At 46.4% G+C, this 24092-nt stretch carries 20 protein-coding genes and 1 pseudogene; 14 read left to right on the forward strand and 7 right to left on the reverse strand.

What is annotated here, in order from left to right; translation table 11 throughout:
- Nucleotides 1-97: 97 nt before the first annotated feature.
- Both groL and P4S59_RS14630 read right to left on the reverse strand, forming a co-directional pair.
- Nucleotides 98-1744 carry a chaperonin GroEL gene (groL, locus tag P4S59_RS14625; protein WP_005381509.1) on the reverse strand — a complete coding sequence of 549 codons (1647 nt, stop codon included), beginning with the start codon at nucleotides 1742-1744 and terminating at the stop codon, nucleotides 98-100.
- Nucleotides 1745-1821: 77 nt separating this feature from the next.
- Nucleotides 1822-2112, reverse strand: coding sequence for a co-chaperone GroES (locus P4S59_RS14630; RefSeq protein ID WP_005381516.1), 291 nt, complete (start codon nucleotides 2110-2112; stop codon nucleotides 1822-1824).
- A gap of 240 nt (nucleotides 2113-2352) precedes the next feature.
- On the opposite strand from P4S59_RS14630, the gene P4S59_RS14635 reads away from it, so the two are divergent.
- Complete coding sequence (locus P4S59_RS14635) at nucleotides 2353-3735, forward strand: MATE family efflux transporter (protein ID WP_074190085.1); 1383 nt, start codon at nucleotides 2353-2355, stop codon at nucleotides 3733-3735.
- Between the two features lie 103 nt (nucleotides 3736-3838).
- Here P4S59_RS14635 and pfkA read toward each other — a convergent pair whose 3' ends face one another.
- The 3 genes from pfkA to P4S59_RS14650 form a co-directional block, all read right to left on the reverse strand.
- Complete coding sequence (pfkA, locus tag P4S59_RS14640; protein WP_005397529.1) at nucleotides 3839-4801, reverse strand: 6-phosphofructokinase; 963 nt, start codon at nucleotides 4799-4801, stop codon at nucleotides 3839-3841.
- Nucleotides 4802-5085: 284 nt separating this feature from the next.
- Nucleotides 5086-5994, reverse strand: a complete 909-nt coding sequence (gene fieF / locus P4S59_RS14645) for a CDF family cation-efflux transporter FieF (RefSeq protein ID WP_005397530.1) — start codon at nucleotides 5992-5994, stop codon at nucleotides 5086-5088.
- 111 nt (nucleotides 5995-6105) lie between these two features.
- Nucleotides 6106-6618: a CpxP family protein gene (locus P4S59_RS14650; RefSeq protein WP_337168573.1), complete on the reverse strand. Its 513-nt coding sequence runs from the start codon at nucleotides 6616-6618 to the stop codon at nucleotides 6106-6108.
- 190 nt (nucleotides 6619-6808) lie between these two features.
- Here P4S59_RS14650 and P4S59_RS14655 point away from each other — a divergent pair, with 190 nt between their 5' ends.
- From P4S59_RS14655 to trmL, 4 genes and pseudogenes are all read left to right on the forward strand, one after another.
- Entirely contained in the window at nucleotides 6809-7498 is a 690-nt protein-coding gene (locus P4S59_RS14655; protein WP_005397534.1) for a response regulator, read from the forward strand.
- Nucleotides 7498-8891 (forward strand): annotated as a pseudogene (cpxA, locus tag P4S59_RS14660) (envelope stress sensor histidine kinase CpxA). The gene P4S59_RS14655 and the pseudogene cpxA overlap by 1 nt, the downstream one beginning before the upstream one ends.
- A 176-nt stretch (nucleotides 8892-9067) precedes the next feature.
- Nucleotides 9068-9676 (forward strand): superoxide dismutase, encoded by a 609-nt coding sequence (locus P4S59_RS14665; RefSeq protein WP_258680377.1) that lies wholly within the window; start codon nucleotides 9068-9070, stop codon nucleotides 9674-9676.
- A 136-nt stretch (nucleotides 9677-9812) separates the two neighbouring features.
- Nucleotides 9813-10292 carry a tRNA (uridine(34)/cytosine(34)/5-carboxymethylaminomethyluridine(34)-2'-O)-methyltransferase TrmL gene (gene trmL, locus P4S59_RS14670; protein ID WP_005382381.1) on the forward strand — a complete coding sequence of 160 codons (480 nt, stop codon included), beginning with the start codon at nucleotides 9813-9815 and terminating at the stop codon, nucleotides 10290-10292.
- Between the two features lie 70 nt (nucleotides 10293-10362).
- Here trmL and P4S59_RS14675 read toward each other — a convergent pair whose 3' ends face one another.
- A complete protein-coding gene (locus P4S59_RS14675) occupies nucleotides 10363-10881 on the reverse strand; it encodes an FxsA family protein (RefSeq protein ID WP_337168574.1) in 519 nt (172 codons plus the stop codon).
- Nucleotides 10882-11311: 430 nt separating this feature from the next.
- Here P4S59_RS14675 and aspA point away from each other — a divergent pair, with 430 nt between their 5' ends.
- From aspA to P4S59_RS14695, 4 genes are all read left to right on the forward strand, one after another.
- Nucleotides 11312-12763 (forward strand): aspartate ammonia-lyase, encoded by a 1452-nt coding sequence (gene aspA / locus P4S59_RS14680; protein WP_005397540.1) that lies wholly within the window; start codon nucleotides 11312-11314, stop codon nucleotides 12761-12763.
- 175 nt (nucleotides 12764-12938) lie between these two features.
- Nucleotides 12939-14246, forward strand: coding sequence for an anaerobic C4-dicarboxylate transporter (locus P4S59_RS14685; RefSeq protein ID WP_005382378.1), 1308 nt, complete (start codon nucleotides 12939-12941; stop codon nucleotides 14244-14246).
- Between the two features lie 161 nt (nucleotides 14247-14407).
- Entirely contained in the window at nucleotides 14408-16222 is a 1815-nt protein-coding gene (locus tag P4S59_RS14690) for a protein-disulfide reductase DsbD (RefSeq protein WP_337168575.1), read from the forward strand.
- Nucleotides 16223-16416: 194 nt separating this feature from the next.
- Nucleotides 16417-17046, forward strand: coding sequence for a response regulator (locus tag P4S59_RS14695; RefSeq protein ID WP_005397542.1), 630 nt, complete (start codon nucleotides 16417-16419; stop codon nucleotides 17044-17046).
- A 2-nt stretch (nucleotides 17047-17048) separates the two neighbouring features.
- Here the strand turns inward: P4S59_RS14695 and P4S59_RS14700 are convergent, their stop codons facing one another.
- On the reverse strand, nucleotides 17049-18794 hold the full coding sequence (locus P4S59_RS14700; RefSeq protein WP_005397543.1) for a potassium/proton antiporter: 1746 nt from the start codon (nucleotides 18792-18794) through the stop codon (nucleotides 17049-17051).
- A gap of 520 nt (nucleotides 18795-19314) precedes the next feature.
- Between P4S59_RS14700 and P4S59_RS14705 the strand changes: the two genes are divergently transcribed.
- The 5 genes from P4S59_RS14705 to P4S59_RS14725 all read left to right on the forward strand — a co-directional run bounded on the left by P4S59_RS14705 (nucleotide 19315) and on the right by P4S59_RS14725 (nucleotide 24039).
- On the forward strand, nucleotides 19315-19578 hold the full coding sequence (locus P4S59_RS14705) for a DUF4212 domain-containing protein (protein ID WP_005397548.1): 264 nt from the start codon (nucleotides 19315-19317) through the stop codon (nucleotides 19576-19578).
- A 12-nt stretch (nucleotides 19579-19590) separates the two neighbouring features.
- Nucleotides 19591-21318 (forward strand): sodium:solute symporter family protein, encoded by a 1728-nt coding sequence (locus tag P4S59_RS14710; protein WP_005397550.1) that lies wholly within the window; start codon nucleotides 19591-19593, stop codon nucleotides 21316-21318.
- Nucleotides 21319-21574: 256 nt separating this feature from the next.
- The gene (locus P4S59_RS14715; RefSeq protein WP_012841321.1) at nucleotides 21575-22057 is read left to right on the forward strand and encodes a hypothetical protein; all 483 of its coding nucleotides are present in this window, start codon (nucleotides 21575-21577) and stop codon (nucleotides 22055-22057) included.
- A gap of 201 nt (nucleotides 22058-22258) precedes the next feature.
- Nucleotides 22259-22636 (forward strand): hypothetical protein, encoded by a 378-nt coding sequence (locus tag P4S59_RS14720; RefSeq protein WP_012841320.1) that lies wholly within the window; start codon nucleotides 22259-22261, stop codon nucleotides 22634-22636.
- Between the two features lie 17 nt (nucleotides 22637-22653).
- Nucleotides 22654-24039, forward strand: coding sequence for a class II fumarate hydratase (locus P4S59_RS14725; RefSeq protein WP_258661883.1), 1386 nt, complete (start codon nucleotides 22654-22656; stop codon nucleotides 24037-24039).
- Nucleotides 24040-24092 lie beyond the last annotated feature (53 nt).

Genomic DNA, 24092 nt, shown 5'->3' on the forward strand with positions numbered 1-24092 from the left:
CGCATAAAAAAGTCGAGGCAAATGCCTCGACTTTTAAAGGTTTGGTCGGTTATCTTTCCGCTATAAGGATTCCCTTAGAGCAAAGAGATAAGCTGGCTTACATCATGCCACCCATACCGCCCATGCCACCCATGCCGCCCATGTCAGGCATCGCTGGTGCGTCTTTTTGCGGTAGGTCAGTAACCATTGCTTCAGTCGTGATCATCAGACCCGCAACCGATGCTGCGAACTGTAGCGCAGAACGAGTTACTTTCGTTGGGTCTAGGATACCCATTTCTAGCATGTCGCCGTATTCGCCTGTTGCCGCGTTGTAACCGTAAGAGCCTTCACCCGCTTTCACGTTGTTCGCAACCACTGAGTCTTCCTCACCTGCGTTCTTCGTGATTTGACGGATTGGCGCTTCCATTGCACGTAGTGCAACGCGGATACCAACGTTTTGCTCTTCGTTGTCACCCGTTAGGTGAGCAATCTTAGATGCCGCGCGGATAAGTGCAACACCACCACCAGCAACAACACCTTCTTCAACCGCTGCACGAGTTGCGGCTAGCGCATCTTCTACACGGTCTTTCTTCTCTTTCATTTCAACTTCAGTTGCTGCACCAACTTTGATTACTGCAACACCGCCAGCCAGTTTCGCTACGCGCTCTTGTAGTTTCTCTTTGTCGTAGTCTGAAGTTGCGTCTTCGATTTGTTGACGAATTTGAGCTACGCGGCCAGAGATCATCTCTTCTTCACCGATACCATCGATGATAGTCGTGTTTTCTTTCGTGATAGAAACACGCTTCGCTTGACCTAGATCTTCTAGTGCTACTTTTTCAAGCTCTAGACCGATTTCTTCAGAAATCACAGTACCGCCAGTTAGGATAGCGATGTCTTGTAGCATTGCTTTACGACGGTCACCGAAGCCAGGTGCTTTCACTGCTGCAACTTTCACGATGCCACGCATGTTGTTGACAACTAATGTTGCTAGCGCTTCGCCTTCTACATCTTCTGCGATGATAAGCAGTGGACGAGACGCTTTCGCTACGGCTTCTAACGTTGGAAGAAGTTCACGAATGTTTGAGATCTTCTTATCAACTAGCAGGATGAATGGGTTTTCTAGATCAACACTGCCTGACTCCTGGTTGTTGATGAAGTAAGGAGATAGGTAACCGCGGTCGAACTGCATACCTTCTACTACGTCTAGCTCATCTTGTAGCGCCTGACCTTCTTCAACAGTGATAACGCCATCACGGCCCACACGCTCCATTGCTTCAGCAATGATGTTACCTACGCTTGCGTCTGAGTTTGCAGAGATAGTACCAACCTGTGCGATCGCTTTCGTGTCGTTACATTCAACAGAAAGCTCTTTTAGTTGCTCTACTGCTGCTGCTACTGCTTTGTCGATACCACGCTTAAGGTCCATTGGGTTCATACCCGCTGCGACTGCTTTTAGACCTTCGTTTACGATAGATTGTGCTAGTACTGTTGCTGTTGTTGTACCGTCACCTGCCGCGTCGTTTGCTTTAGACGCAACTTCTTTAACCATTTGTGCGCCCATGTTCTGGAATTTATCTTCCAGTTCAATTTCACGCGCTACTGATACACCATCTTTCGTGATAGTCGGTGCACCAAAAGATTTGTCTAGAACGACATTACGTCCTTTAGGACCCAGTGTTACTTTTACTGCGTCAGCCAGAACGTTTACACCTTCTAGCATTTTAACTCGTGCGTCATTACCAAATTTAACGTCTTTAGCAGCCATCTTTGATTTCCTTTCTAAAATTCTTTGTGTGTAATTTCGTAATTGAATCTGAGCAAAAAATTACTCAATGATTGCTATTATTCAACGATCGCCATGATGTCGTTTTCAGACATGACAAGCACTTCTTTACCGTCGATTTTTTCAGTTTTTGTACCGTAACCTTCAGCGAAGATAACAGTATCACCAACTTTAACGTCCAGCGGCAGTACTGTGCCGTTTTCTAGGATGCGGCCTTTACCCACAGCTAGAACAACACCGCGAGTTGATTTTTCTGCAGCAGAACCAGTCAGAACGATGCCACCAGCAGACTTAGATTCAACTTCTTTACGTTCAACGATAACTCGGTCATGTAATGGACGAATGTTCATCGGTCGTCTCTCCTGAAAATTTCCATGTTTATTTGATAATTGTCCTTAGGGACTTTAGCCCCAGACACGTGATCCCTATATAAGGGGTCGAAGCAGCGATCCCAAGGGGGTGGCACAAAATTTTTGTGACTTAGTTAAAATAACGAACAACTAAGCAACGGTTTGCGTTCGAAATGCTCACTCGCCCAGCATCTCGCTTTCTTGTATCCTTGCAGTTTGCTCACCACATAGTTGTCATACATGCAGGAAAATAACAAGCTGGAACCCCAAGCGACCGATAAGCATGGTTTGTTGACCGCACCCATTCCTGAAACGCTGCGGAAAATGACCGTCCCCATGACCATGGGCATGATCGCGATTTTGATGTTTAACTTGGTGGACACGTTTTTTATCTCGTTGCTTGGTACTCAAGCGCTAGCGGCGATCAGCTATACCTTCCCTGTAACCTTTGCGGTTAACTGCATCACGATGGGGATAGGGATGGGTCTATCGACCAATATTGGTCGCTTACTTGGACAAGGTCACGCCCCACAAGCCGCTCGGTTTACCACTCACGGTTTGTTATTAGCGGTGTTACTCGTGGCTATCGCCTCTTCGATTGGCTTTGCCACCATTGCACCACTGTTCCGCTTTCTTGGCGCAGCCGACGACCTAATTCCACTCATCGAAGAGTACATGCAGGTGTGGTATCTCACCATTCCATTGTTGGTGATCCCGATGGCAGGCAACAGTGCGATACGAGCATCTGGGGATACAAAAACACCCGCCAAAATCATGATGTTGGCAGGCTTGATTAACGGCATGCTCGATCCACTACTGATCTTCGGACTTGGCCCATTCCCCGAGCTTGGTATCCAAGGTGCGGCAATAGCCAGTGCTTTTAGCTGGTTAGGTGCACTATGTGGCTCATTCTATGTGCTAGTTAAACGCGAAAAGTTGCTCGCTCAACCCCAATGGTCCTTACTGAAACAAGATTGGCAGCAAACGTTAAAAATCGGCACTCCTGCCGCACTGTCGAACGCGATGAATCCATTGTCGGGCGCAATTTTGATGATGCTTTTATCCAACCACGGTACGGCAGCAGTTGCGGCTTACGGTGCGGCGCAGCGTATTGAGTCTATTTTGATCCTAGTCTTGATGTCTCTGACCTCAGCACTCACACCATTCATGGCACAAAACTTAGGGGCGAAAAACCCTCAACGCGCCTTTTCCGGCTTATTTATCAGCATGCGTTTTGCGGTCGTGTTCCAAGGGTTTATCTTCTTGATGATGGTGCCATTGAGTATTCCTCTAGCGGCATTGTTCTCGCAGGAAGAAGCGGTTAAAAACCTGCTGTGGCATTACCTGCTTGTGGTGCCGTTCAGTTATGGTTTTCAAGGCATTGTGATGATGTTAATCAGTGGGTTGAATGCGATGCACAAACCATTACGAGCATTCCAATGGAGCTTTATGCGTTTGTTTGTGTTTACCCTGCCATCAGCATGGATCGGAAGCCAAATTTACAGTATTGAAGGCTTGTTTATAGGTATCGCAGTAGGGAATACGTTAGGTGGCCTACTTGGCTATATGTTTGCACTGCGCGAACGTAAATTGACGCTCATTGAACAGAGCAGCGCTTCGTAAGATTCTGTCGATTCTGTCCGATGCGTCAGTTTCCTTTTGCTGATACTCAAATACAAAAAAACCGCGGAAAGCCGCGGTTTTTCTTTATCTATTTCAAACTTGCTTAGAACAGTTCTTCAGCAACTTTGTATAGATCGTTGCGTACTGGACGCTTCATGTTTTCGATCGCGTCGATGATGTCGTGGTGAACAAGTTGCTCTTTCACGATACCTACACAGCGACCACCATGACCTTCGATCAATAGGTGAACAGCGTAGTTACCCATGCGAGATGCTAGAACGCGGTCAAATGCCGTTGGACGACCACCACGTTGGATGTGACCAAGTACTGTTGCACGAGTTTCACGACCTGTCGCCGCTTCGATGTCACGAGCCAGTTCATTGGCATCCATCATTAGCTCAGTCAACGCGATGATTGCGTGTTTCTTACCTTTTGCAATGCCGTCTTGGATGTTGCTGATCAGCTTGTCTTTGTCTAGGCCAGTTTCTGGAGTGATGATGTACTCACAACCACCCGCGATTGCAGACATCAGAGTTAGGTCACCACAGTGACGACCCATGATTTCTACAATTGAAATACGTTGGTGAGATGAAGAAGTATCACGTAGACGGTCGATCGCATCGATAACTGTGTTTAGTGCACTTAGGTAGCCCACTGTGTAGTCAGTACCAGCGATATCGTTGTCGATTGTGCCTGGTAGACCGATACATGGGTAACCCATTTCAGTCAGTTTCTTCGCACCCATGTACGAACCGTCACCACCGATCACGACTAGCGCATCGATACCATGTTTTTTCAGGTTCTCAATCGCTTTTTCACGCACTTCCACTTCTTTAAATTCAGGGAAACGTGCAGAACCTAGGAACGTACCACCTTTGTTGATCACATCTGAAACGCTAGAACGATCTAGCTTCTCGATGCGGCCTTCGTATAGGCCTAGGTAGCCGTCGTACACACCGAATACTTCCAATCCCTCGGATAGTGCTGTACGTACTACGCCGCGTATCGCCGCGTTCATACCAGGTGCGTCACCGCCACTTGTTAAAACACCGATCTTCTTAATCATGCTCACCCTCGATCTTTGGCAATCAATTATTTAATTTTCTTTTAGGCCCCTTGTTACCAAGCAACCTGCATAATCCAGAACTGTGCGTTATGTTACATTTCCTCTACAGGATTACCAATGAAAACGCACTTTTTTATGTAACTTTTCTACTTATGTAAGAGTATTACAGTTTCTCTATGAAACTTTGTTGATTCACATCAGGATCACGAATCTTAATAAGTATTGATGGAAAGATAGTCAATAAGTGCCTGTTTGTCGTCAGGCACTTATTGATTTTTCGAGCCCTACCAATCTTGCGCTTTTTGCTCTTTCTCTGGCCCAAAAACGACAGACAATGGATCTTGATGGATCAAAACATCCGCATCAGGAAACAAAGCTAAAAGGTTTTCCTCAACTTTATCGGCAATATAGTGCGCTTCGATTAAACGTAAGTTATCGTCTAGCTCCAAGTGCAACTGAATAAAGCGTGTCGGCCCTGACATACGGGTGCGCAGTTGATGAACCCCAAGAACCCCTTTCACATTCAAACATTCATTACGGATTTGCTCCAATTCGGAATCCGGTAGCTTTCGGTCTAATAACGTCTGAATCGCTTCGCTGACCATTTTGAAGGCGCTGTAAAGAATGAAGACACCAATGCCAATCGCAAACACCGCATCCGCTTGCGTCACGCCAAAGTAGCTGAGTCCCAGAGCCACCATGATCGCAGCGTTCATATACAAATCAGTCTGATAATGCAGAGAATCCGCCGCGATTGCTTGGCTCCCTGTCACGCGTACCACATGTTTTTGGAACATCACCAAGCCAAGTGTGACCACAATCGCAAACAGCGATACATAAACACCGAGCTCCGGCGCATGCAGTGCGTGTGGACGGAAAAATCGGTCAATCCCGTTCAGGATCAAAAATACCGCCGACCCCGAAATAAACATCGCCTGAGCCAAGGCCGCTAGAGACTCAGCTTTACCATGCCCAAACGTATGTTCGCGGTCTGCTGGTTGTAAGGCATAACGGACAACAACGAGATTTACCACCGACGCGGCGATATCCAACATTGAGTCGATCAGTGATGCCAATAGGCTAACTGAGCCGGTTACCCACCACGTGATGACTTTTACAATCAAGAGAAGAGTCGCCACAATAGTTGCAGTCCAAGCTGCGGTCGTCACTAAACGTGCATATTGCTGTTTCATAATCAAAGAGTTAACTCAAACCATACGTTGAGTATATTGAATGCCCATGAAATAACCAGATCAAAAAGAGGCAACCAATGGCTGCCTCTTTGTATAACATCAATTCATGACTTAATTATTGCGGTATTTTCCCATGCGCTTATGCATTCTGTCGCCACACTCTTGCATGCGTTCATTTTGCAACTTCACAAACTCTGCTTTTTGTTCTGGCGTTAATACGCTCAGCATTTGGTGCTTTCTTTCTAGCATTTGCACACGGTGCTCAGTTTGGCGCTCAACCATTTCTTTTGCTAATGCGGTCGCTTGCGCTTCATCAAAACTATCCGCTAGTAAGAGTGACTGCATTTTTGCGTGGTGTGCTTGTCGTTCAGCCATACGGGCTTCGCGATTTTCAGAATATTTGCCTTTCATCTGTGCGCGGTTTGCTTCACGGAAAGACTTAAGCTGATCTTTTTGAGCATCCGTCAAATTCAAATCACGCATAATGCCGCGGTCCATTCCCATGCCACATTCATCACGCGGGCCTTGATGATGGTTTTTACCACCGTAAGCGAGCGCGCTTGCTGCGCCAAGAGTAAGAGGCAGAACAACAGCAGCTAACACAAGTTTTTTTGCAGATTTCATAATTTGATTCCTTACACAGGTGAGTGATTCTTCTGAGCTGTTCTCACAGCGCTTGAGTATAGAATACGACCCACTAGGTAAAGCGACGTATAGGGAGCGTAAAGAATCGTAAAGAGTGATTTTTACCCTCTTCGCAGCACATCATTCCAATGTAATATTAAGCTATCGGTAACTTACTATAGGTGCCCCCATGGCAAACATTCTTTTAATTGATGACGATATCGAGCTAACCAGCTTATTAAAAGAAGTACTCAGTTTCGAAGGATTTGACGTCAGCGAAGCAAATGATGGCGAAGCAGGCTTAGCTGCGGTCAATGATAAGATTGATTTGATTTTGTTGGATGTCATGATGCCGAAGCTAAATGGCATGGAAACCCTTAAACGCTTGCGTGAAAACTGGGAAACCCCTGTCTTGATGCTGACCGCTAAAGGGGAAGAAATTGACCGCGTGATCGGTTTAGAGCTAGGCGCGGATGATTATTTACCGAAACCTTTTAGTGACCGTGAACTGTTAGCTCGTATCCGTGCGATCTTACGCCGTACCAGCAGCACACAGAAAAACACCAAAAACAGCGATTGCATTGAGTATCAAGAGCTCCGTCTTTACCCAGGTAAACAAGAAGCATACTGCGATCAACAGTTGCTCGATCTCACAGCAACCGAGTTTGCTCTGTTGACCCACTTTGTGCAAAACCCAGGACAAGTGCTAACTAAAGAAACATTGAGCCTAGATGTGCTTGGTAAACGACTCGCCGCTTTTGATCGCGCGATCGATATGCATGTTTCGAACTTACGTAAAAAATTACCAGATCAGAGCAATGGCAAGCCGCGAATCAAAACCCTGCGTGGTCGTGGCTATATGCTGCTTGAGGAGGATTAATGCGCCTATCACGCATCAAACTGCCAAACATCAATAGCTTGTATGGACGCATCTTTGCCATTTTTTGGTTCACTATGTTATTGGTGTTGATAGCCGTGCTATCACTGCCACATTTGGACCCTCGCAAAGCTCGCGACATTCCAGAAGAGCACTATAAACGTATGGTAGAAACGCGTGACGCAATCCAACAAAAATACCGTCAGCAAACTGATTTAGGTCGAATACTATTTCGTATCGAGGGTAACCGCCACGGTAAGCATGACCCTCGTCCACGCGTATTTTTTCTGACTACAGCGGTAATGTTCTTACGACAGAAAAACGCAGTAACTTCCAATTGCGTGCCATGCAAAACTTTGTCACCAGTATCGAAGATTACAACCAGCCAAAGCAGAAACTGTATGGTCGATACATGATTGCAGGTCCAATCCCAATAACTTTGGCTGGCTCCGATATTTTGATGTATGTGGGCTTCAAGTGGAATGAGCCACCACCACTACTCTTGCGTCTGTTTGATCACCCATTCCAGCTATTGCTCGCGGTCATGCTGGTTAGTACACCACTGTTGTTATGGCTTGCATGGGCACTAAGTCAGCCAGCGCGCCGTCTTGAAGCCGCCGCTCAACGTGTCGCGAAAGGCGAATTTGTCACAGACCCAAATTTAGAAAAAGGCACGGCAGAGTTTCGTCAGGCTGGCAGCAGCTTCAACCAGATGGTCGAGGCGGTCAATCAGATGATTTCAGGACAACAACGCCTGCTATCCGATATCTCTCACGAGTTGCGCTCACCTTTAACTCGCCTACGCATGGCGAGCGCATTAGCGACGCGTAAGCAGGGTGAAAGCCCAGAACTGACTCGTATCGATACCGAAGCGCAGCGCTTGGAACAGATGATCAGCGAATTGCTTGAACTGTCTCGCATGCAGGCGAACAGCCATATGACTCGCGAAACGCAGCCACTGGAAAGTTTGTGGGAAGAGATCATTAAAGATGCGCAGTTTGAAGCTGAGCAAATGGGCAAGCACCTACACTATTCTGAACTGCCAAAACGAAGTATCTCCGGCAATCCTAAACTGCTGATGAGTGCGGTGGAAAACATCGTTCGTAACGCCATTTATTACGGGAAAGATGAGGTAAAAATCGACATCAAGGCCGATGATGATACGCTGCATATCACGGTTGATGACAATGGCGAGGGCGTTCCAGAAGAAGAATTAGCTGCGATTTTTCGCCCGTTTTATCGCGTTTCGACTGCCCGCGATCGCCACTCCGGCGGCACGGGTCTCGGCCTAACCATTACCGAAAGTGCCATCCGCCAGCACAGTGGAACGATCGTCGCCAGTCGAAGTCCGTTAGGCGGATTGCGCATGAGTATCACCTTACCTATCAATCGTTAACTTCAAGCCGATGAGCTAACAGTAAGCCACACCCTATTTCTAGCGTAAGAGATTCACGGCTTCATCTTCACTTTAGAAATTGGGTGGGAACACCTTCGAATACCCTTACAAAGATCAAAGTTGATAATAATTATCGTTAGCATTAAAGTAAATTTTCCAATTAAGGAGGATTTACTATGTCACATACATTTCCCGCTCTGCCTTACCCGTACGATTCACTAGAGCCGTACATCGACGCGAAAACCATGGAAGTGCATTACAGCAAACATCACAAGACTTATTTCGATAAGTTCGTAAGTGCCGTTGAAGGGAGCGAGCTCGAAACTCAGTCGCTAGACGAGATTTTTGGCAATATATCCAAGCTCAGCCCTGCAGTGCGTAATAATGGCGGCGGCTACTACAACCACATTATCTATTGGAATTGCATGTCACCAAACGGTGGCGGTGAACCTCAAGGCGTGCTTGCTCAGGCAATTAACGATAAATTTGGTAGCTTTGCGCAATTTAAAGAAGCGTTTGCCCAAGCCGCGATTAATACCTTTGGGTCTGGCTTTGCATGGCTGATCGTAAAAGATGGTGAGATTCACATTACGTCCACCAGCAATCAAGATAACCCTCTGATGGACGTAGTGGATGTACGCGGCGAGCCAATTCTCGCTCTTGACGTGTGGGAGCACGCGTATTACATCAGCTACCAAAACCGTCGTCCAGAATACATTGACGCATGGTGGAACGTCGTCAACTGGCGAGCGGTTGAAGAAAATTACGCTCACGCTCTATTATAAAGAGCATCGATACTTACGGTATTAACGTCCGCGCTAATGCCTGCTTTCATACCCAGGTCAATCTTGCTGAATCTCGCATATCTTGCTGACTTGGGTATATACTGCCCCTCTATTTGACCAACTCTATTTCAATACCATGTTTGATATCGCTTTATACGAACCAGAAATCGCGCCGAACACCGGCAACATCATTCGACTTTGTGCCAACTGCGGTGCAAACCTTCACTTAATTGAACCTCTAGGTTTCGATCTTGAAGAGAAGAAAGTCCGCCGCGCTGGTTTGGATTACCATGATTTAGCTCGCGTAACGCGTCATAAGAACTATCAAGCATTCTTAGAATATTTAGAGAAAGAGAAACAAGGTAACTACCGATTGTTTGCCTGCACCACCAAAACCACAGGTCACCACGTTGATGCACAATACCAAGCAGGTGACGTATTGATGTTTGGTCCAGAAACTCGTGGCTTGCCTGCTGAAATCATCGATAGCTTGCCAATGGAGCAGCGTATCCGCATTCCAATGATGCCAGATGCGCGCAGCCTAAACCTTTCGAACGCCGTTGCGATCATTGCTTTTGAAGCATGGCGTCAAATGGGGTTTGAAGGCGCGTTGTAAGCACCACGAATTCCAAACACAAAAAAGGGCGCTTAGTGCGCCCTTTTGTTTTCTTTACTCTCTGACTCAATCAGTTGAGCTTGTTGCGATCATCATCGTCTTTACGCTCGTATTCCCCTTCAAAGGTATTGCCATCGTCTGACTGGGAATTAAATGGGTCACGGCGGAACGGGTCTTGCTCAAATGGCCCTTGGTTAGAGAAACCACCTTGGAAGCCACCACCATGCATGGTTTTCACCACCATTTTACTCATCAAGTATTTGGCAATCTCGGCGCGTGGCGCAGGAAGCAACACCAGCATACCAAGAGCATCGGTCATAAAGCCCGGTGTTAACAGCAGCACGCCAGCCACCGCTAGCATTACGCCTTCAAAAATTTGCTGGGCTGGAATTTCACCTTGTTCCAGACGCCCCTGCACCGACATCAAAGTTTGGATGCCTTGGCTGCGCACCAACGATGCACCGACAAATGCCGTGATTAATACTAATGCGATAGTCGGCCACAAACCTAAAAAGCCGCCCACCTGAATAAATAAGCCGATTTCAATGATCGGGACAAAAATAAACGCCAATAATAAGATAGGAAACACACGCCCTCCTTTGTTTAATTCAGTGTAATGGTAAAAGCGGACTAAGCTCAAACGAATCGTTGTAAAAAAGCGTGTTCATACTGGTCTCTTCCTACTCAGAAAAAGCGGTAGTGGAGTGTTTCATTCAATTGCATACCGATTTTTTCGTGCTTTTAAAGTGCTAATTTCGAACTCTAAAAACCCATGTTTGTCGAGGAAAATCGAGTACCCATAAAGGGTTATTAATAACCCGTTCATACTTTGCAAATTATTGACTCATGAAAAACGAAAAAGGTGATCTAGTTACTATTTTTATGCGCTAGGTGCAGTATCATGTGCCACATAAGTCAGGACGGATTTTCCAGCCAAAAATTCTGATGAATGGATTCTAGATTGCAGAAATGGCTAATAAATAACTTTATTATCAGAATTATCATCTAAGGATCCTGCTATGGCTACCCTATCTGATGCTCCAAAAACAGCAAACCCAGCCACTCGTATTGAAGAAGATCTATTAGGTCAACGTCATGTCCCTGCAGATGCGTACTACGGTATTCATACGCTACGTGCGATCGAGAACTTCAACATCTCTAATATGACCATCTCTGACGTACCAGAATTTGTACGCGGTATGGTAATGACCAAAAAAGCAGCGGCGTTGGCAAACAAAGAACTTGGTGCGATTCCAAAAGACGTTGCAAACTACATCATCGAAGCGTGTGATTTGATCCTAGAAACTGGCAAGTGCATGGATCAGTTCCCATCAGACGTATTCCAAGGTGGTGCGGGCACTTCCGTGAACATGAACACAAACGAAGTGATCGCAAACGTTGCGCTTGAGCTAATGGGTAAAGAGAAAGGTCAATACGAATTTGTTAACCCAAATGACCACGTAAACAAGAGCCAATCAACCAACTGTGCGTACCCAACAGGTTTCCGTATCGCGGTTTACAACAGCGTACACAAACTAATGGAAGCAATTGAGTACCTAAAAGGCGCATTCGAACTTAAAGCAATTGAGTTTAAAGATGTACTGAAAATGGGTCGTACTCAGCTACAAGACGCGGTACCGATGACTGTAGGTCAAGAGTTCCACGCTTGGGCAGTAACACTAAACGAAGAGATTCGTGCTCTAGATTACACCTCTAAACTACTCCTAGAAATCAACCTAGGCGCAACCGCAATCGGTACAGGTCTAAATACACCGACTGGCTACCAAGCGCTTGCAGTAAAACATCTAGCGGAAGTAACAGGTCTTGACGTTGTTGCGGCAGAAGACCTTATCGAAGCGACTTCTGACTGTGGTGCATACGTAATGACGCACAGTGCACTAAAACGTCTAGCGGTGAAACTATCGAAGATCTGTAACGACCTTCGTCTACTTTCTTCTGGCCCTCGCGCAGGTCTAAATGAATTGAACCTACCTGAAATGCAAGCAGGTTCTTCAATCATGCCAGCAAAAGTAAACCCAGTTATCCCAGAAGTAGTAAACCAAGTTTGCTTTAAAGTTCTAGGTAACGACAACACGGTTTCTTTCGCAGCAGAAGGCGGTCAACTACAGCTAAACGTAATGGAACCAGTTATCGCACAAAGCATGTTTGAGTCTATCTCTCTACTACACAATGCATGTGTGAACCTACGTGATAAATGTATCGACGGCATCACAGTCAATAAAGAGACTTGTGAAAACTACGTTTACAACTCAATCGGTATCGTCACTTATCTAAACCCATACATCGGCCACCACGAAGGTGACATCGTAGGTAAGATTTGTGCGGAAACCGGTAAGAGTGTTCGCGAAGTTGTGCTAGAGCGCGGCCTGCTAACCGCAGAAGAGCTTGATGAAATCTTGTCAGTAGAAAACTTCATGCATCCAACTTACAAAGCGAAACGCTACGAGTAATAACTAATTCGAAGGGGGCCACTCAGGCCCCTTTTTTAGGCTCTCATACGGTTAACCACATTTTTTATATGCTTTTATTGCCATTAGGCCACTGGGTTCTAATTCTCTGAGCATTTACTCCTGTTCCTGAGTGTTCAAAAAATCAGAATCAATAAAAAACTAAAGAGGTATCAATATGGTCATGGTCGAACTCTTCGTGGTTCTGCTCTTCATTTATTTGGGGGCTAGAATCGGCGGTATCGGCATTGGTTTTGCTGGTGGTGCTGGGGTCATTGCGTTGTCTTTGATCTTAGGTGTGCCAACAAGCCAAGCTTACATCCCAGTTGACGTAATTTTGATCATCATGTCGGTCATCACGGCTATCGCAGCAATGCAAGTGGCAGGTGGTTTAGACTGGATGGTGCAAGTTGCTGAAAACTTTTTGCGCAAGCACCCTGAGCGCATCACCTTTTATGCGCCTATCGTAACTTACCTAATGACGCTGATGGCTGGTACCGGCCACACGGCATTCTCTACTTTGCCAGTAATTGCAGAAGTCGCGAAAGGCCAAGGCGTGCGTCCTTCTCGTCCACTGTCTATCGCAGTAGTGGCATCGCAAATCGCTATCACCGCATCACCAATCTCAGCGGCAGTAGTGGCGTTCGCTGCGATGCTGCATCCATTCGGCGTTGACTACCTAACACTATTGGCAATCTGTATCCCAACGACGTTCATCGCGTGTATGATCGGTGCGTTCGTTGCGAACTTCATGGGCTGTGAGCTAAAAGACGATGCTGAATACCAAGAGCGTCTAGAAAAAGGCTTAATCAAGCTAAATACAGAAGCAAAACGCGAAATCCTACCAACAGCGAAGAAAGCGACGTTCATCTTCCTAGGCGCAATCGCATTCGTAGTGTGTTACGCAGCAGCAATTTCTGGCTCTGTTGGCCTTATCGAGAACCCTGCTCTAGGTCGTAACGAAGCTATCATGACGGTAATGCTAGCAGCCGCGGCAGCTATCGTAATGAGCTGTAAAATCGACGCTGGCAAAATTCCAGCCGCAGCAACATTCCGCTCTGGTATGACAGCATGTGTGTGTGTTCTTGGTGTGGCATGGCTAGGTTCTACCTTCGTTAACGCGCACGTTGACGGCATCAAAGAAGTGGCTGGTGCGCTACTAGCAGACTACCCATGGATGCTAGCACTTGTTCTATTCTTCGCTTCAATGCTGCTTTACTCGCAAGGTGCAACCACGGTTGCGCTGATGCCAGCAGCACTAGCAATCGGTGTGGCACCACTTACCGCAGTTGCATCTTTCGCAGCAGTAAGTGCGCTATTCGTACTGCCAACTTACCCAACGCTACTTGCGGCGGTTGAGATGGACGACACGGGTTCAACTCGTATCGGTAAGTACGTATTCAACCACCCATTCTTTGTACCAGGTGTGGTAACCATCGCTTCTGCGGTAGCACTTGGCTTCGCATTCGGTGGTCTACTGATCTAGTGGAAACAGAGTCTTACTCGGGGAGCTTCGGCTCCCTTTTTTATTGCCTGTCGTCTTGAATTATGCTCAATAAATCTTCATTTTCATGAAACTTATTGACTCGCCTCCGGGTCTGATTGAGTTACACTAACGGCAATTATCTAAGATGAATTGACTCTTTTATGCGCGCATTACTTTCCGTTTTACTCTTAGGGCTTATTACCTTTTCCACTCCGTCTTTGGCCTTATTTGGCAAAGACCAGTTTACCAATAGCCAGAACAACAGTTTTGGTAGCAGCAGCGACAGCTTTGTTCCGGTCGATCAGGCATTTCCGTTTAATTTCTACCAGCAAGACGACAAATTGATGCTCGATTGGCAGGTACGCGATGGTTATTACCTGTATCAAGAGCGTTTATCTGTGTCTGGTGAGAACATCTCACTGGGCGAACTGCAAATGGAAAACGGCACGCCACATAAAGATGAATTCTTTGGTGATGTGCATATCTATACCACACCATTATTTGTCAATATCCCACTGAGTAATTGGCAAGAGGGCGCACGTGTCATTGTACAATATCAAGGCTGTGCGAAAGCGGGCTTCTGCTACCCACCAGAAACACGTGAGATTCCAATCAGCGCGTTTACTTCGTCGAACTCAGATTCAACAGCGGCGACAACTGCACCAAAAGCAACGCCACCAGCGGCGCAATCATCTACGTCTGGTGACACATCATCAGCGCCAGTAACACAGCAAGATACCCTTGCAGCCAACCTTGCTGATAACTGGTGGACGCCACTTCTGTTCTTGGCGCTTGGTGTGGGTCTAGCATTTACCCCTTGTGTGCTGCCGATGTACCCAATTTTGACCAGCATCGTGCTTGGTAGCGGCAAACTGAGCCAACGTCGTGCGCTTGGTTTGTCATTTGTTTACGTACAAGGCATGGCGCTGACTTACACGCTGCTCGGCCTTGTAGTGGCGTCTGCGGGTATGCAGTTCCAAGCGGCAATGCAACATCCGTATGTGCTGATTGGTTTGAGTGTACTGTTCATCGCATTAGCTATGTCGATGTTTGGTCTGTACTCATTGCAGTTACCAAGCAGCGTGCAAACGTGGCTGAATAACTTAAGTAACAAGCAGCAAGGTGGTAGCAGTGCTGGCGTGTTTGCTATGGGGGCAATATCTGGCTTGGTTTGCTCTCCGTGTACTACCGCCCCACTCTCTGGTGCGCTGCTTTACGTCGCACAAAGTGGCGACTTACTCACTGGTGGGGTCGCCCTTTACGCGCTGGCGATGGGCATGGGGATTCCGTTGATCCTTGTGGCGGTATTTGGCAACAAGTTGCTACCAAAAGCCGGCGGTTGGATGGACCGCGTGAAAACGCTGTTCGGCTTTATTCTGCTTGCTGCGCCTATCTTCTTGTTGGAACGCATCATGCCAGAAATGTGGTCAACAATTCTGTGGTCAACACTGGGCATCGCTGCCTTTGGTTGGCTGTATCATGTGAAAAACAGCTTGGAGTTTGGTGGCTGGAAACAAAGCGCCGTTGGCATCATCGCCGTATTGGGTTTGCTCGCGTCAGCACAGCCAGTATTAAATTACTGGTTTGGTAATAACGCAACGCAAGCTCAACAAACTTCCGTAAGCTTTACACGCATTGCCAATGTTGCAGAGTTGGAAGAACAACTAGCGCTAGCCAAAGCAGCTGGCAAACCTGTGATGCTCGACTTCTACGCCGATTGGTGTGTGGCGTGTAAAGAGTTTGAGAAGTACACCTTCCATGATCCAAGCGTCGAAGCCAAGCTAAAAGACTTTGTTCTTCTGCAAGCTGATGTAACCAAGAACCAAGTGCAAGATATTGAGTTACTCAAACACATGAACGTGCTTGGCTTGCCAACCATCGAGTTCTGGGATGCGAACGGCAAACACGTTTCAAACGCGCGTTTAACTGGTTTTATGCAAGCCGAGCCTTTCTTAGAGCACATCCAACAATTCTGATCACCAGATATTCAAACGCCAGTGATGACCACTGGCGTTTTTTATTACCCAGATTTGAATGAGAAAATTGCGCTTATATGCAATTTTCCTAATAAAAGTCGATTTGGTTCAGACTTTTAGCGAATAAATATTGTCCACTTTCTCAAAGCTGGACAATAATAAATTTAACGAAATAGTCAAAAGTGTTTAACGTCATGGATTCGACCTACACCATCATCATTGCAGATGATCACCCACTCTTCCGTAATGCCTTGTTTCAATCTATCCACATGGCAATCAGTGGGGCAAATTTGCTGGAAGCGGACTCACTCGACGCACTACTGGCTTTGTTAGAGCGAGAAGAAGAGCCAGATTTGGTTCTATTGGATCTCAAAATGCCAGGAGCAAATGGTATGTCTGGCTTGATTCACTTGCGAGCAGAACACCCAGACTTACCAATTGTCGTCGTCTCGGCTAGTGAAGAGCCAGCGATCGTGACACAAGTGAAAAGCCATGGTGCGTTTGGTTTTATTCCGAAATCGAGCGATATGCGCGAATTGGTGAATGCGCTCAATCAAGTGCTCAATGGCGACCCGTATTTTCCTGAAGGGCTGATCACCAATAACGCGGCATGTAATGACTTAGCGGAGAAGATTGCCGCGCTAACGCCACAGCAATATAAGGTGTTGGGGATGTTGTCAGATGGCTTACTGAACAAACAAATCGCCTACGAATTGAATGTTTCAGAAGCCACCATCAAAGCGCATATGACGGCGATTTTCCGCAAGCTCGGTGTAAAAAACCGCACACAAGCCGTCATCATGCTAACGGAGATGAACGACTAGGTTCACTCCTCGTCAGCGAGCAGGCTTTGCTCGCTTGGCAAACGGATACCTACTTTGGTGACTTGTTGGTCAACGACATCGGCAATGATCCATTGCAAGCCTTGCCACTCGAATTGGTCCCCTAACACTGGTGTAGTCCCCAGTTGTTCTTCTACAAGGTTTCTTAAGCTTTTATCGAGTGATTCATCGCCCAAGTTCAGGCCATACATCATCGCAATATCGGCAAGGTTCACTTCAATATCTAGGAAGAAATCACCAAAGAATCGTGCCAATGACGCTTTCTCAGGCGCTTCACTAAATAGCAAGCTCAGGGCATCCAAATCCTTTTCTTGCGCCAACACACACAAGGTATCGTCTTCTTCGAGGCGCGTACTACCTGACGGATGCAATAACGCTTTATTGCGAAATACTGCGGCGATGCGCGTTCCATCCGGCATCGAAAGACTACGCAATGGTTCACCAATACACCATTTATCCGCTTTAAGCTTATAGATAAACAGTTCCCACTCACTAGTTGGGTAAATCTCCACACCTGTGCGTGAAATTGGCTCAGGTTTAGAAGGTAGCTCTACCTTCGCCAGAGACATCGCTTTAGTCAATGTGCCACCTTGTACAATCAAAGAGACCATTACCACGAAAAACGCCAAATTGAAGTACAACTGCGCATCTGGCAATCCTGCCATCATTGGAAATACCGCGAGAATGATTGGGACAGCACCGCGCAAGCCCACCCAAGAAACAAACCACTTTTCACGTGGTGTGAAACTCTTGAATGGCAGTAAACCGATCCAAACCGAGATTGGACGGGCAAATAAAATCATCCCAAAGGCCAACGCCAAACCAGGCAACGCAATCGAGAGTAAGTTGGAAGGCGTAACCAATAAACCAAGCACGAGGAACATACCGATTTGAGCTAGCCACGTCATGCCATCTAGAACATGAAGAATGGAATGGCGGCTACGTGTTGGACGATTACCTAACAGTAAACCAACCAGATAAATTGACAGAATACCGCTGCCACCTAATGCATTAGATAAAGCGAAAATCAGCAAGCCACCACTGACGGTTAAAATCGAATATAAGCCATCCGGCAGTTGATTACGATTGATGACCTTCCACAAAATCCAGCCACCAGCAAAACCGAGTAAAGCGCCAATACCAAACTGCTTAAGAAAACTGAGCGCCAAAAAGCCCACACTCAAATCTGCATCTGGGTTCGCTAAAATAGCAATCAGAGTAACAGTCAGAAACACCGCCATAGGATCATTGGTGCCGGATTCAATTTCCAGCGTTGAGCCAACACGTTCGTTAAGACTACGACCTTTGAGTAGAGAAAAAACCGCGGCAGCATCTGTGGAGCCGACAATCGCACCAACTAATATACCTTGCAGCAAGTCTAAGTCGAATAACCACGTTGCCATCAGCCCGGTCAAAATAGTGGTGATCGCAACCCCAAACGTTGCTAAAGACACCGAAGGCCATAACGCCACCCTAAAGCTGGCAACCCGTGTTCTCATACCACCATCGAGCAAAATGATGGCTAATGCGAGGTTACTGACCAAGTAAGCGATCGAAAAATTATCAAATAAAATACCGCCTAAACCGTCTTCCCCCGCCAGCATTCCAACGGCTAAAAATACCAAAAGAATTGGGATTCCCAACTTAGAGGAAACTGGGCTTAAAAGAACGCTAAGTGCGATTAACAACGCACCTATAAGAAAAAAACTATTAATGGTGTCTGCGTCCATTCTCACCCTCCCTTAATAAAAAACGATATGCTTGTGATGAGCTAAGGCGACTTCGTTAATAAGTTAATACCTTAATCTGCCTCCTCCTTAAACCGTCCCAAAGCGCGAGGTTGTACGAGAATGACTCAGTTATATTACTTTATTGTGCGCTAAAACGGTGATTTGGTACGAAAACTTTATGTAAATAAATTACTTGTGAATTTTTCACGCCAATTTTTTCGCTGATTGATAAAAAGAAGAACGCAGAATGTTTCTGTTAAGGATCGCTAAAATCAATGAAGAAAAAATTAATCACGTCTCTTATTCGTGCTTTTTATCATTTCTCTCCTTAGACCTTTGGCTAATTTAACAGCTTTTTAACATTAATAAATAACCCTAACTTTTCTCTAAGCGACCATATCACGGGAGTTTTTTATTTTTTATACCCCGACTAAAGTTGAAAAGAGTTCTTGCCAACACCTTGCTAATGTACATGTTGAAACATTTTTTTAACAACAATACCAATCGTAAGGAGACGGCAATGGCATTTGAAAGCGAAGAAAGAGCCAAAGCCTATTGGGACAAAAACGTGAAGCTCATGATTGGCCTTATGGTCATCTGGTTCGTAGTGTCTTTCGGCTGCGGCATTTTATTTGTCGACGTACTTAATCAATTTCAATTAGGTGGATACAAACTTGGTTTCTGGTTTGCTCAGCAAGGCTCCATCTACACCTTCCTAGGTATTATTTTCTATTACGCATGGAAGATGCGCCAAATCGACCGTGAATTCGGCGTAGATGAGTAAGGAGTAACTCAGATGGATTTGAAAACTATTACCTACTTGGTTGTTGGTGCAACCTTCGTCCTCTACATCGGTATTGCGATCTGGGCGCGTGCGGGGTCAACCAAAGAGTTCTATGTCGCTGGTGGCGGGGTCAACCCAATCGCTAACGGTATGGCAACCGCAGCTGACTGGATGTCGGCGGCATCGTTCATCTCAATGGCGGGTCTGATTGCCTTTATGGGTTACGGCGGCTCCGTATTCCTAATGGGTTGGACGGGCGGTTACGTACTGCTTGCACTGTTACTCGCCCCTTATCTACGTAAGTTTGGTAAGTTTACGGTGCCAGAGTTTGTTGGTGAACGCTTTTACTCGAACACAGCACGTATCGTGGCGGTTATCTGTCTTATCATCGCATCGGTCACTTATGTTATCGGCCAGATGAAAGGCGTTGGCGTTGCCTTCGGTCGCTTCCTAGAAGTTGATTACTCAACAGGCCTACTGATTGGTATGTGTATCGTATTCATGTACGCAGTACTTGGCGGCATGAAAGGCATCACATACACGCAGATTGCTCAATATTGCGTACTCATTCTTGCTTACACTATCCCTGCAATCTTTATCTCTCTGCAACTTACAGGTAACCCGCTACCTCAGATTGGCCTCGGGAGTACCATTCAAGGCACCGATGTTTATCTGCTCGATAGGCTCGACCAAGTGGTGACCGAACTCGGCTTTAGTGAGTACACTACGCAGGTTCGCGGTAGCACACTAAACATGTTCGTTTACACCATGTCATTGATGATCGGTACTGCGGGTCTACCACACGTTATCATCCGTTTCTTTACAGTACCTAAGGTGCGTGATGCGCGTACTTCTGCAGGCTGGGCACTTGTGTTCATCGCGATTCTATACACAACGGCGCCAGCAGTATCAGCAATGGCTCGTCTAAACCTAATGGATACCGTCAACCCAGCTCCGGGCCAACACCTTGCGTATGATGAGCGCCCTGATTGGTTCAAAAACTGGGAAACAACAGGTCTATTAGGCTTTGATGATAAGAATGGCGATGGCCTGATCGAGTACACCTCAAATCCTGATACCAATGAATTGCGAGTTGACCGTGACATCATGGTACTAGCAAACCCAGAAATCGCTAAGCTACCAAACTGGGTCATTGCACTCGTTGCCGCTGGTGGTCTCGCTGCAGCACTATCCACAGCAGCGGGTCTGTTGCTTGCTATTTCGTCGGCGATTTCCCATGACTTAATCAAAGGGGTTATAAATCCGAACATATCCGAGAAGAAGGAGCTGCTTGCCAGCCGAATCTCGATGGCGGTGGCAATCGCAGCCGCAGGCTATCTCGGATTGAATCCTCCAGGCTTTGCAGCTGGTACGGTGGCGCTCGCCTTTGGTCTTGCTGCGTCATCCATCTTCCCTGCGTTGATGATGGGTATCTTCAGCAAAGGCATCAATAAAGAAGGCGCAATCGCCGGTATGATTGCCGGTATCAGTATCACACTGTTCTACGTATTCCAGCACAAAGGCATCCTATTCGTTGCTGACTGGAAATATCTAGAAAGCTGGGGAACCAACTGGTTCCTAGGTATTGAGCCAAACGCGTTTGGTGCTATCGGCGCACTATTTAACTTCATCGTGGCATTCGCGGTATCGAAAGTTACAGCGGAAACACCTCAAGAAGTTAAAGATCTTGTTGAACACGTTCGTGTCCCTGTTGGTGCAGGCGATGCCGTGGATCACTAAAATATAACGCAAGCCACAAAAGCCCCGCTCGGGGCTTTTTTATTCATCTAACTTATTCTAATAATTAGATTCCCTGAGCCGTAGCAAGGAAGCACACGAATGGCATTGATTATATGTTCGGGGAACGCAGAAACAATCGTTTAGAACAGGGCAAAGATTGCAGCAAGCTAGTTGCTCTACCTTCAAAATCATTAACGAAGTTATTAGTGATTTTAGCCAGTTAAAATGAACAGATAATTGATGGAATTAGTATTTTATGTTCAAAAACAAGCACTTTATTCTCGCTCTGCTTATTGCGCCGATTCTTTCTTTGATCGCCTACTTCGGCACCGATATGGCACTCAGCGAGAAACCCCACGCGGCACAAGAAGGGGAAACTTACAAACTCGCGAGTAAGTCTAACTGTCGTTACACCAGTGGACTGTGTGACATGGAAAATGGCGACTTTAAAGTGAAGTTTCGCTCAGAACAGCTCACGAAAAATGGCTTAGAATTGTCACTCAATGCCGCCTATCCACTCGAAGGGGTCAAAGTTTCGATCGTTAATGACGAAGAGAAAAATGCTCAGCCGATTGATATGAAGCCCGCCGATCAGGCTGGAAAAAGTTGGTACATTACCTTACCAAGACCAGCATCCGCAGAAAGTTGGTTAAGAGTCGTCATTCAATCTGGAGGCACACTTTATTACGGCGAAACACAAACCGCGTTTGTGAAGTACGAAACCTTATTTACAGAGTAATGGCCACAGATAAAGACACCGATATCCAAAACGTCGATACCTCATTGTCACCTCAGGACTAAATAATTCCCTCTCTGCCGACGCTTTTACGTCGGCTTTTGTTTCCGTAAGTCTTTCTTCAACAACCTCTTACTCTAAAAAGGGTTGCCAACCCACCACTCAATTGATAATAATTATCATTACATTAAATGAGAGGTGGTTATGGACAACAAACGGGACATCTTTAACGCATTTTTTAAAGCACAAGATAGATTCCTTCTCGCCGCACCACACGGCTTTGAGCCAGACGTAATTCATGACTATATTCATTGGGGAATGGTGTTGTCTTCCTGCTATGAACACGGTGCCGATGAAGAAAATCTATTGTTGTGTGAGCTGTTTTTGCGTCAGGTTTATTTCCATCTACTAGACGCAATTCAAGACTCCACTCGCAGTCGCATCTTCCGTCGTGTCTGTCTCGATTCTATCCATACGCCATTATTCTGTCTCAAACGCTATTACTATCAGTTTGAACAAGGCGACGTGAAATTTCTCGCATTACAACAACAATTACGCCTGATTCAAATCTCACTCGATTAACCAAAAGGATCCCTACCATGAGCACCGAATTCCGCATAGAAACTGACAGTATGGGCGAAGTGAAAGTCCCAGCAGATGCACTCTACCAAGCCCAAACTCAGCGCGCCGTCGATAACTTCTCATTCAGTCAACATAAGATGCCATCTGGCTTCATCCAAGCGTTGGCACACATCAAGCAGACTGCGGCACTCACCAACGCACAATTGGGGCTGCTTGAAGGTGATATCGCTAATGCGATTGCTGACGCAGCTCAGGCGATTATCGAGGGCAATCATATTGAGCAATTTCCAATTGACGTATTTCAAACCGGATCAGGCACCAGCTCAAATATGAATACGAATGAAGTGATTGCAACACTGGCCTCCCAGCATCTAGGCGGTACCGTCAGTCCTAATGATCACGTCAACATGGGACAAAGCAGTAACGATGTGGTGCCAACGGCCATTCAAGTTAGCGCAGCATTAGCCATTGAAACACAGCTCTTCCCGGCCCTGTCACACCTCATCCAAACACTAGAGTCTAAGCAACAAGCATTGAAAGATGTTGTAAAAACCGGTCGCACCCACTTAATGGACGCGATGCCAATTACCTTTGCTCAAGAGCTTGGCGGTTGGCAGTTCCAAATCGAGCACGTAAAACAAGCGATTGAACAAGCACTTCCTGCGGTAAAAGCCTTAGCCCAAGGTGGTACAGCGGTTGGCACGGGGATCAATGCCGATCCACGCTTTGCAGACTTATTCGCTAGCAACCTAACCCAGTCAACTCGTATTCAGTTCACGGCCAGTGATAACTTCTTTTTCAATTTAAGCAGTCAAGATGCGATCGTCGCTCTGTCGGGACAGCTCAAAACAGCAGCAGTTGCGATCATGAAGATCGCAAACGATCTTCGTTGGATGAATTCAGGCCCATTGGCTGGTTTAGGTGAGATTGAATTACAAGGCTTGCAACCGGGTTCTTCCATCATGCCTGGCAAAGTAAACCCTGTGATCCCAGAAGCCGCAGCTATGGCCTCAGCGCAAGTCATTGGTAATGACACCACTATTACCGTCGCGGGCCAAGCTGGTAACTTCCAACTAAACGTCATGCTACCTGTCATTGCTCATAATATATTGGAGAGCATCGAGTTGCTCGCTAACAGCGCAACCGCTTTATCCGATAAGGCCATTGCAACATTCGAAGTTCGTCAAGATAACTTGGATGTAGCGCTCGCCAAAAACCCAATTTTGGTCACGGCCCTCAACCCGGTCATTGGCTACCTGAAAGCGGCAGAAATCGCGAAGAAAGCCTATAAGCAGGGTCGTGCGATTATTGATGTCGCAGAAGAAGAAACCGATTTAGATAGAGCCACGCTAGAACGATTGCTTAATCCCGCAAAACTCACCCAAGGTGGTGTTGCGGAATAAGCGGCAAACTCAGCCTACAAACCAAAATAAGATTACAAACACAGAGACCTCCA

The organism is Vibrio sp. M60_M70, from assembly GCF_037162085.1.
Classification (GTDB): domain Bacteria; phylum Pseudomonadota; class Gammaproteobacteria; order Enterobacterales; family Vibrionaceae; genus Vibrio; species Vibrio diabolicus.